The organism is Streptomyces sp. NPDC007162, from assembly GCF_040634175.1.
Lineage (GTDB): Bacteria > Actinomycetota > Actinomycetes > Streptomycetales > Streptomycetaceae > Streptomyces.
Genome location: NZ_JBEYFC010000332.1, coordinates 1 through 10,168 on the forward strand (window position 1 = coordinate 1; position 10,168 = coordinate 10,168).

The window sequence follows — 10,168 nt, forward strand, 5'->3', positions numbered from 1 at the left end:
GGCGGTCTGCAGGCTTCGGCCGATCTCGGCGGCGTAGTTGAAGCTCATGACGGGCGACACCGCCTGGTAGACCTGCGACAGGAACAACGTGCAGCCGAGTTCTTCGGTGATCAGCTCGGCGAGCTCGGTCTGTCGCCTCTCGATGCCGTCGGCCAGACGTGAGAGACAGCCCGCTCGCTCCGCGGGGGTGAGCCGGGGCCACTCCCCTTCGTCGAAAGCGCGCCGGGCCGCGGCGACCGCGGCGTCGATGTCTTCCTTGGAGGCGGCCGGGACGCTCCCGATGCGCTGCTCCGACCTCGGGGAGATCACGTCGAAGTGGTCCGTGCCCGAGGCTTCTCTCCACGCCCCGTCGATGAAGAAGGCTTTGTGATCGATCGTTGTCATCTTTGGCTCCTGCGAGAGTGGTGAGGTCGTCGGACGACATGGGTCAGGTGCGGTGGGTCGGTTCGGTGGCGGTGTCCGCGGCCGTGAGGCCGAAGACGAGGGCCGAGGCGAGGCCACCCGCGTACGCGCGGTGCCACAGCCCGCCGGTGTCCGATCCGGCGGCGAGAAGTCCGCGGATCGGCCGGCCGTCTTCGCCGAGTACGCGGGCCTGGTGGTCGATGCGCACGCCCTGGAACGGAAAGGTGAGGGCGGGCGCCGTCTCGATGACGTAGTACGGCGGTTCGTCCAGCGGCAGGGCGTCCAGCTCCCGGCCGGGTGAGAGCGCCGACCCCGCCGAGGCGGGGTCGGTGAACAGCTTGACGGCGTCGCGTACGGTCTCGCCTTGGTAGCCCCATTCGTCGGGCAGGAGGCCGGTTCGTCGAGGTCTTCAGCGAGTCCGACACGGCCCCCTCGCTTGCTCGCGAGGGCGAACTTGTCGACGGCGACGGCACCCTCGACGTACGAGCCGACGACCCCGTCGCGGAAGACGCGGGCGTCGGCGATCAGGAGACCGCGGCTTTCGGGCTGGTCGAGCAGCGCCATGGCCGTGACGTGATCGCCCAGCGTCTCGTCGACGAACCGCTCGCCCCGCAGATCGAGGAGCAGGGCGTGCTCGCTGTAGCAGAGCGACACGTCGACGAAGTCGGCCGGGTCGGCGAACGGGATGCCGCTGGGAATGAGGTGGCCGTAGAAACCGGCGTCGTGGTGACCGGTCGCCGCGCCGGCCTGGGTGGCCGGACGGTAACCGCCGCCGCGGCTGTGCGGGTTGGAACGGAGCTGCATACGGTCGGCGTGGGGGTGCACGTGCGCGGTGCGGAGGGCGGCGTCGCCCTGGAAACCGCCGGTCGCGAGGAGTGTGGTGCGGGCGCGCACAGGGCTGAGTGTGTCGTCGGCCGGTCTCAGGTCCGCTCCGACCACGGCTCCCCGCTCCACCGCCAGCCGTTCGGTGTCGGTCTCCAGCAGCCGCTCGCAACCGCCTTCGACAATCAGTCGCCGACAGGTGTCGAGGTAGTGGTTGGTATCGAACTGGTGCCGGCGCCCGAAGCTGAGAACGCGTTGTGCGTCCTTGGCCTCCACGCCTACGGAGCGGATCCAGAAGACGCCGTCGGCGAAGCGGTCCACCAGGGCGCGCTTCAGCTCACGGTCTCCGCGCGGATTGCGCTGGTCCATGACCTCGTGGCTCGGGGCGGTCCACGCGTAGCCGGCGAAGCGTGCCGAGCCGCCGACGTCCGCTCCGATCTCGACGATCGCGACGGACAGGCCGCTTCGGACGGCGCGGGCACCGGCGGTCAGCCCCGGCATTCCCGCGCCGATGATCAGCAGATCCACGTCTCCTGTGCGCACGCCACTCTCCTCAGGGGCAAAGAGGAACCTCGCTACGGGATCCGGGCTGTCTCAGCCCTGTGGGACCGGAACGGCGGCGTCGTCCTCCCCGTCGAAGCAGGCCTGTTCGGCCCGGGCGAGGAAGGTCGGGTCCGAGGGTTCGCCACGGACCGCGATGCCGCCCTCGAGCAGGACGATCGTCATACCCTCGCGGGCGAAAAGATCATCAGCCCGAGGCCCGTCAGGCCGTACACCGCACCACTGGCGAGACCGCTCACCAGGATGAGCAGGAACTGATCCACGTCGACCGTCTCCTCGCACCCAGACCCGCGCATTACAAACTGAACTCACTTCATGAACCGTAAGCAACGGGCCGGAGAGGGGCAATACCCCTGCACGAGTTGATTCGAGCGCTGTCGACCACGGAGAACCGGGGCCGCCAAAAGGGCGCCCTGAGACGCGTCACCGGCCACCCCGCCCCGGTCAGGCCGTGAAACGGCCGCCGTTGGCCAGCAGCACCGCACCGACCAGGTTCACCGAGGCCTCGCTCGCGAGGAACAGGGCGATGTCAGCGATCTCCTCGGCTGTCGCATAAGGGCGCACCCGCGGGTCGGCGAAGCCTCTGCGCAGGGCCTCGGGCGTGCGCGCCGCCATCCCGGTCTCCGTCGGACCGGGCGCGACCACGTTCACCCGGATCCCGAACGCGATGACCTCCTTGGCTACCGCCTGACTCAACGCGTGCACCCCCGCCTTGGAGGCCGCGTAGTGGGGATAACCGACCGGGGTGTCGAAGGCCGAGGAGGAGCCGATGACGACGATCGCACCCGCCCCCACCGGCCGCATTGCCCGTACCGCGGCCCGCAGCACGTGGAAGGTGCCGTCCAGGTTGACGCGCATGACGCGCCGCCAGGCCGCTTCGTCGAGCCGGTCGGTCACCTCGACAGGCCGCCCGTGGACCAGGGCGTCCGCGATGAGTCGCTTGGCCTCCGGGTCGTCGACGCCCGCGGCATGCACGACGACGTCCAGCCGCCCGTGTTCGCGCAGTACGTCCTCGACGACCGCGTCGACCGCGGCGGCGTCCGCCACGTCGAGCGGCAGCGCACGGCCGGCCGTCAGCTCCTTGGCGACGGCGTCGGCCCCGGCGCCGTTCACGTCTGCGACGACCACGGCCCGCGCCCCCTCGGCGGCCACCTGCCTGGCGACCGCCGCCCCCATTCCGGAGGCGGCACCCGTCACCAGGACGACGCTGCCCTCGAACCGGACCCCTCGCTCGTTCCCGTCCACCCGCACACTCCCTCTCGGCCGCATCTCGGCGCCGACCAATCGCTACTGAACCGACTTCGTCTCTGTTATCGTCCCGTCGGCCAACTGACAAGACCCGGGACGGTGTGCATGAAAGCGGTGCGGCTGACTGAATGGGGACGGGAGCCGGTGCTCGCCGAGCTGGAGCGCCCGAACCCGCGCGGGGCCGAGGTACTGGTGCGGGTTGAAGCCGCAGGGCTCTGCCAGTCCGACGTCCATGTCATCGACGCGGCCGAGGGAGCCCTCCCCTACCGGCCGCCGTTCACCCTCGGCCACGAGGTCGCCGGTCACGTGGCGGCCCTCGGCCCCGACGCCGAAGGAACGGCGGTGGGTGAACGCGTGGTGGTCTACGGCCCGTGGGGCTGCGGGGACTGCACCCGCTGTGCCGCCGGTCGGGACAACTACTGCGACCGCCGGGACGGCCTCGGCTGGCACGGGGCCGGGCTCGGCCGGGACGGCGGGATGGCCGACTACCTCCTCGCCCCCTCCGCCCGCCACCTGGTGCCGATCGGCGACCTGCCCGCCACGCAGGCGGCGCCGCTCTCCGATGCGGGCCTCACGTCCTATCACGCCCTCGCCGGAGTCCGGCACGCGCTCGGCGAGGACACCGTCGCCCTGGTCATCGGTGTCGGCGGGCTCGGGCACCTGGCCGTCCAGATGGTGCGTGCGACCACCCCGAGCCGGGTGCTGGCGGTCGACATCCGCCAGGAGGCGGTAGACCTCGCTCTGCGGTCCGGCGCGCATCTCGGCGTCCCGATGGGGGCGGACACGGCCCAGGTACTCAGGGAGGAGACCGGCGGTGTGGGAGTCGACGCCGTACTCGACTTCGTCGGCAACGAGGCGACGTTCACCCTCGCCGTCGACCTGCTGCGCCCCGGCGGGGAACTGGCGGTGGTCGGCAGCGGAGGCGGCCGGCTGACGGTACGCAAGCCGGGCTTCCTTCCCGCGGGTTTCCGGCTCTCCCTGCCGTTCTGGGGCGCCCGCCCCGAACTCACCGAGGTCATCGCCCTGGCACGCGCGGGCTCACTCCACGTCGAGACGGAGCAGTTCCCCCTGTGGGCGGCACCCGAGGCATTCGGCAGGCTGCGCCAGGGCAGGGTGCGAGGTCGAGCGGTTCTGCTGCCCGGCTGACACATATCTCCTACCGCTCTGCCGATTGCCTCGGATTGAAGAGACGCGATCAATCGTGTGCACGACTGTTGCCTGCCGGACCCGACACGCTTACATTCACCTGAACTGAACTCAAGTTGTACGGCGTGAAGGCGCGGTGCGAGCCGTCGCCCGGTCGACAGGAGAAGTGCCATGAGTCGTCGCAGAACCAGCTCAAAGGGCCGTACCCGCGCCACAACGGCGCTGTTCACCGCCGCCGCATTCCTCGCCCTTGCGGCGTGCGGCGGCAACTCCGACACCGGGAGCTCGGCCAAGGCGGCCAACGGCAACCCCGCCGGTGTCAAGGCGGCCGAGGACGTCCTCGCCCAGTACTCGAAGCGTCCGACGAGCGTCGGCATCACGCAGCCGGTGGGCAAGCCGGTCCCGACCGGCAAGAAGATCGACTTCATCCTGTGCGGCGTGCAGTCCTGCCAGGACCTGGCGAACTACTTCACCCAGGCGGCCAAGGTGCTCGGATGGAGTGTCAACAAGATCCCAACCCAGGGCACCCCGCAGTCGGTCCAGGCCGCCTGGACGCAGGCGGTGCGCGACAAGCCCGACGCGGTCATCGCCTCCGGATTCCCGCGCAGCGTGTTCGCCAGGCAGTTGAAGCAGCTCAAGGACATGAAGATTCCCGTCGTCGAGTCCTCCACGGACGACACCGCGGGCGACGGCATCAGCATGCTCATCGACGGGCCCGACGTCGTGGACGTCGAAGGCAAGATCATGGCTTCCTGGGTGACCTCCGACAGCGGAGGCGACGCCGACACCGTCTACTTCGACATGCCGGCCTTCGGCATCCTCAAGCCGGTCGCCGAGACCTTCCGCAGCGACTACGAGAAGTGGTGCGCGGGCTGCGGGTACGACAAGGTCGACGTTCCGATCAGCGCCATCGGCAAGGACATGCCGGACCGCGTCGTCTCCTACGTCCGCGCGCACCCCAAGGTCACCCACGTCGCCTTCTCGCTCGCCCTGCTCAACGTGGGCGTGCCGGCCGCACTGCGGGCCGCCGGACTGCAGAACAAGGTCCACACGATCGTCAACGTCGGCGAGTCCACGAACTACCAGTACATCGAGTCCGGTCAGACGCAGGCCGCCGTCGCGTTCAACAACATCGAGAACGCGTGGGCGCAGGCCGACGGGCTGGCACGGCACTTCAGCGGTCAGTCGATGAAGGTGACACAGGACGCCCAGCTGCCGTTCATGCTCATCGACAAGGACAACCTGATCTCGACGAAGACGCAGTTCCCGCTCGTCGAGGACTACCAGGCCCAGTTCAAGAAGCTGTGGGGCAAGAGCTGATGTCCGTTCCCGACGTCCCCGCCACAGCCTTCCACCACATCACTGACGCTTCGCAGCCCTGAAGCTACTTCAGCTTGGCTCACGCCCCGATCGCGCGACGAGGCGCATATGGGAGTCACCGCATGTCCACACAGCTGCTCGATCTCACCCGTTGCCTTCATCCCCACAGCGGCCGAACAGCGGCAGCCGTACGCTCCGCGCCCACTGCCTTCGATGACGACCACCGGAGGGTGCCGGCCCCGCCGGAGAAGGACCTGACCGTCCCCGAGAACCCGCGAATGGAGGTGGGCGCGTGATGGCCAAGGTGATCGAGGCCGACTGGGTGATCGTCGGTGGTGGCAGCGCGGGATGCGTGCTGGCCGCCCGGCTGAGCGAGGACCCCGCCCAGGAGGTCGTGCTCCTGGAGGCCGGACCGGACTGGCGGTCCGCCGAGGCCCCGCCCGAGATGCGCAGCATGAACGGCTGGCGGGCGCTGGACGAGACCGCGTGCGCACCGTTTCAGTGGCCCGGTCTGGAGTCGCGGCGCAGCAACGCTCAAGAGCGCCGCCCGCATGTGCGGGGCCGGGGTCTTGGCGGCTCGTCGTCGGTGAACGGAATGATCGCCATCCGTGCGCTGCCCGACGACTACGACCGCTGGGCGTCCTACGGCTGTCCCGGCTGGTCGTACGAGCAGATGCTGCCGTACCTGCGCCGCATGGAGAGCGACGCGGACTTCGGCGACCGGCCCCACCACGGTGCCGAAGGGCCGATACCGGTGCAGCGGCTCGGGCGCGAAGCGTGGGGACCCGCCGACCATGCGCTGGCCGAAGCCGCCCTGGACATCGGCCACCCGTGGTGCGATGACCACAACGGGCCCACGGGCACCGGCGTTTCGCCCTACGGCATCAACGCCAGTGACGGCGCCCGGGTCACCGCCAACGACGGCTACCTGGAGCCCGCCCGGCAGCGGCCGAACCTGCGGATCGTGGGCGACGCGACGGTCGATCAGGTGATCGTCGAGGGCGGTCGCGCGGTGGGTGTGCGGGTGCGCGTGGAAGGCACCTGGACGCAGGTCCGCGCCGCGCGCATCGTGCTCTGCGCCGGGGCCGTGCACTCCCCCTCGATCCTGCTGCGTTCCGGGATCGGACCGGGCGGTCCTGTGGCGTCGCTGCCGGTCGGTGAGGGAATGCAGGAGCACCCGTTGGCACTGTTCTGGCTCCACCAGCGCCCCGAGGCACGGCCCGGCCTGGACGAACGGCAGACCAACTGCTGTCTGCGCTACTCGTCCCATCTCGCGGACGCGAGCGAGAACGACATGATGATCGTGTCGATCAACCAGACCCTCGCCCTGCCCGACATGAACGATTCGCACCTGGTGGCCGACGGGGCCCGCGGCACCTGGGGCGGTACGGGCGGCGGCCACGCCTCGGGAGGTCCGGGGCTGCTCTGTCTGTGGGCCAACCAGGAGTTCTCCCGCGGCACACTGCGCCTGGCCTCACCCGACCCGGACGTCCACCCCGTCATCGAACAGAACCTGCTGGACGACCCCGGGGACCTCAAACGGATGCGGGACGGCGTCCACCGCTGCCTGGAGCTGGTCCGGTCCGGTTCGTTCGACGCCGCCTTCGAGCACATCGCCGTCGACCTCACCGGCGCGGGCATCGACGCGCTCGCGGACGACACCGCCATCGACCGGTGGCTGCTGGAGACGATCGGCGACACCGGCCACATCTGCGGCACCTGCCGCATGGGCGCGCCCGACGACCCGCGCGCGGTGGTCGACCCGGCCGGCCGCGTGCTCGGCGTCGAAGGGCTGTGGGTCGCCGATGCCTCGGTCTTCCCGGAGGTGCCGCGGGCCAACACCAACCTGCCGACCATCGCCGCCGCCGAACGGCTCGCGGACCTCATGACAGGTCGCACGAACCCCATCGCCGCCGTCGAGGGCCTGGCCGTACAGGGCGGGTCGTGATCGGAATGTCGGACACAGTGACGACGAGCCCGGTGCTGAGCATCACCGGACTGTCCAAGCGTTTCGGCGGGACCCAGGCGCTGCGGGACGTCGATCTGGACATCGCGCGAGGCGAGATCCACGCCCTGGTCGGCCCCAACGGCTCCGGGAAGTCGACCCTCATCAAGATCCTCGCCGGTTACCACCAGGCGGATGCGGGTGCCGACGCCCAGTTGGACGGCGAGCCCTTCGAACTCGGCTCGGACCACGACCGGCTGCGATTCGTCCATCAGGAGCTGGGCCTGGTGGGCGAGTTGAGCGCGATGGACAACCTGGCGCTCAGCCGGGGCTTCGCCCGCAGCCGCTTCGGCAACATCCGCTGGCGCGAGCAGGAGCAGCGCACCGTGGAACTCGTCCACCGGTTCGGCCTGGACATCGACGTGCGCCGCCCCCTGGTGGACGCCACGCCCGTGCAACGCACGGTGGTGGCCATCGCCGCCGCGCTCCAGGGATGGGAGGCCGACCAGGGCCTGCTGGTGCTGGACGAACCGACCGCGGTACTCCCGCCGGGCGAGGTCGGCAAGCTCCTGGACATCGTGCGGGAGGTACGGCGGGGCGGGGCGAGCGTGCTCTACGTGTCACACCGCCTCGACGAGATCTTCCAGGTGGCGGACCGGGTGACCGTCATCCGGGGTGGCCGGCGCATCGCCACCCGGCCCGTGCAGGGGCTGACGCCGCAGAGCCTCGCCTCCCTCATGGCCGGCGAGGCGACGGAGCGTCCAGCCGAGCGCCCGAAGGTCTCGGCGACATCACGGTCCGGCGAACTCGCCTTGGAGGCCCGGGAGTTGACCGGCGGTCCGCTCCGGGGGCTCGGGTTCTCCCTTGCCCGCGGTGAACTGCTCGGTATCACCGGGCTCGCCGGTTCCGGTCACGACGTGCTGCCCTACGTCGTGACCGGCGCCTGGCCCGGTGACGTAGAAGGGCAGTTGCGCTCTCCCGCCCGGTCGCCGGAGTGGTCCGACGCCTCCCGCGCCGCCCGCCTCGGCATCCCCCTGGTGCCTGGAGACCGGGCGGCCCACGGTGTGATCGCCGATTTCAGCGTCGCCGAGAACCTCACGCTGCCGTTGCTGTCCCGGCTCCGTACGGGGCGGCGCATCCTCGACGGCCGGCACGAGGCCGCAGTCGTCGACGACTGGGTGGACCGGGTCGGGATCCGTACCTCCGGCCGCGACGCCCCGATCACCACACTCAGCGGCGGCAACCAGCAGAAGGTCGTCATGGCCCGCTGCCTGGCCCTCGAACCCGAGGTTCTGGTGCTGTGCGAGCCGACGGCCGGTGTCGACATCGCCACCCGGCTCCAGCTCTATGACCTGATCAAGGAGCAGGCGGCCCAAGGGCTCGGCGTCATCATCTCCTCGTCGGACGTGGGCGACCTGCTCGCCCTGTGCACCCGGGTCCTGGTGCTGCGCGACGGCCGGGTCGTACGGGAGATCGCCGGTGAGGCCATCACCGAGCCGACGCTCGTCCATGCCATGGAAGGAACCGAATGATGAACACCACCGCCGCCGATCCCACCGGCACCGGCCCGTCCGTCGGCGAACCGACCGAGGCCCCACCCGCCTCCCCGCCGACTCGCCCCCCGCTGGGACGCCGTGCGCTTACGGGTCTGTCCTTCACGAACATCGGCGCGGTCTACGTGTGGATCGTGATCATCATGGTCTTCTCGTTCTGGGCGCCCGACACGTTTCCCACCTGGTCGACGTTCCAGCAGGTGCTCAACAGCAACGCGGTGACCGGCCTGGTCGCGTTGAGCGTGGTGCCGCCGCTGGCCGCGCGCGTCTTCGACCTGTCGATCGCCTACACGATGTCGCTGACCGGAGTCATCACCGCCAAGGTGATCGTGTCCACGGACATCGGCGCCGGGGGCGCGATCGCCCTCGCCCTGGGCACCGCCCTGGTGATCGGCCTGATCAACGGAATCGTCGTGGTGACGCTGCGGGTGGACTCGTTCATCGCCACACTGGCGACCGGGTCGCTCGTCCAGGCGTTCATCACGATGTTCACCGACGGCACGTCGATCACCGGCGTCAAACTGCTGCGTGAACCCTTCGCGAGCATCGGGCAGAAGAGCGCGGGCGGCTTCACCATCCCCGTTCTCTACCTCCTGGTAGTGGCGATCGCGCTGTGGTTTGTCCTGGAGCACACCGCGACCGGGCGCCGCCTGTACGCGACGGGCTTCAACTCGGACGCGGCGCGTCTGCAGGGCGTGCCCACCGACCGCCTTCGCTTCCTCACCCTCGTCGCGTCCTCGGCGATCGCCGGATGCGCGGGCGTCGTCTTCGCCTCGCAGATCGGCTCGGGCTCTCCCGAGGCCGGGACACCCTATCTGCTGTCGTCGTACGCCGCCGCCTTCGTCGGCGCGACCCAGCTCCGCGCGGGCCGCTTCAACTCCTGGGGCACGGTCATCGCAGTCCTCCTGCTGGGCACCGGCACAGTGGGCCTCGGCCTCGCGACCTCCGCCCAATGGGCCCCCAGCCTGTTCACCGGTGTCGTCCTGATCGTCGCCCTGGTCGTGACCGGCGGACGGCTGGGCCTCCGCACCCGCCTGCCCCTCCGCCGCGCACCGCGCAAGGAGGCCACCTGAGTCATCGCCGCCGCGATCAGGGTGCGCGGCCGGGGTGGCGGGCGCGGATTTCCGTACCCGCCAATCCTGACGATCGGCAAGGTCCGCTGTTGCGCTTC

At 70.2% G+C, this 10,168-nt stretch carries 9 protein-coding genes and 1 pseudogene; 5 read left to right on the forward strand and 5 right to left on the reverse strand.

All coding sequences use genetic code 11. The features are described 5' to 3' along the window. The 5 genes and pseudogenes from ABZ646_RS30760 to ABZ646_RS30780 form a co-directional block, all read right to left on the reverse strand. Positions 1 to 384: aldehyde dehydrogenase family protein (locus tag ABZ646_RS30760; protein ID WP_360525948.1), on the reverse strand; the 384-nt coding region annotated here is incomplete at its 3' end. A 43-nt stretch (positions 385 to 427) separates the two neighbouring features. Next, complete coding sequence (locus ABZ646_RS30765) at positions 428 to 610, reverse strand: FAD-binding protein (RefSeq protein WP_360525951.1); 183 nt, start codon at positions 608 to 610, stop codon at positions 428 to 430. 350 nt (positions 611 to 960) lie between these two features. After that, positions 961 to 1,725: pseudogene (locus ABZ646_RS30770) on the reverse strand (FAD-binding protein); the annotation flags it as partial. A gap of 93 nt (positions 1,726 to 1,818) precedes the next feature. After that, a complete protein-coding gene (locus ABZ646_RS30775) occupies positions 1,819 to 1,950 on the reverse strand; it encodes a hypothetical protein (RefSeq protein WP_360525927.1) in 132 nt (43 codons plus the stop codon). 279 nt (positions 1,951 to 2,229) lie between these two features. Continuing rightward, positions 2,230 to 3,030 (reverse strand): SDR family NAD(P)-dependent oxidoreductase, encoded by an 801-nt coding sequence (locus ABZ646_RS30780; protein WP_360525930.1) that lies wholly within the window; start codon positions 3,028 to 3,030, stop codon positions 2,230 to 2,232. Between the two features lie 108 nt (positions 3,031 to 3,138). On the opposite strand from ABZ646_RS30780, the gene ABZ646_RS30785 reads away from it, so the two are divergent. From ABZ646_RS30785 to ABZ646_RS30805, 5 genes are all read left to right on the forward strand, one after another. Next, positions 3,139 to 4,179 (forward strand): NAD(P)-dependent alcohol dehydrogenase, encoded by a 1,041-nt coding sequence (locus ABZ646_RS30785; protein WP_360525933.1) that lies wholly within the window; start codon positions 3,139 to 3,141, stop codon positions 4,177 to 4,179. A 171-nt stretch (positions 4,180 to 4,350) separates the two neighbouring features. After that, entirely contained in the window at positions 4,351 to 5,499 is a 1,149-nt protein-coding gene (locus ABZ646_RS30790; RefSeq protein ID WP_360525936.1) for a substrate-binding domain-containing protein, read from the forward strand. 295 nt (positions 5,500 to 5,794) lie between these two features. Then, positions 5,795 to 7,447 carry a GMC family oxidoreductase N-terminal domain-containing protein gene (locus tag ABZ646_RS30795; protein ID WP_360525939.1) on the forward strand — a complete coding sequence of 551 codons (1,653 nt, stop codon included), beginning with the start codon at positions 5,795 to 5,797 and terminating at the stop codon, positions 7,445 to 7,447. A gap of 5 nt (positions 7,448 to 7,452) precedes the next feature. Then, entirely contained in the window at positions 7,453 to 8,976 is a 1,524-nt protein-coding gene (locus ABZ646_RS30800; RefSeq protein WP_360525942.1) for a sugar ABC transporter ATP-binding protein, read from the forward strand. Continuing rightward, complete coding sequence (locus ABZ646_RS30805) at positions 8,973 to 10,070, forward strand: ABC transporter permease (RefSeq protein WP_360525945.1); 1,098 nt, start codon at positions 8,973 to 8,975, stop codon at positions 10,068 to 10,070. The genes ABZ646_RS30800 and ABZ646_RS30805 overlap by 4 nt, the downstream gene beginning before the upstream one ends. Positions 10,071 to 10,168: the final 98 nt, after the last annotated feature.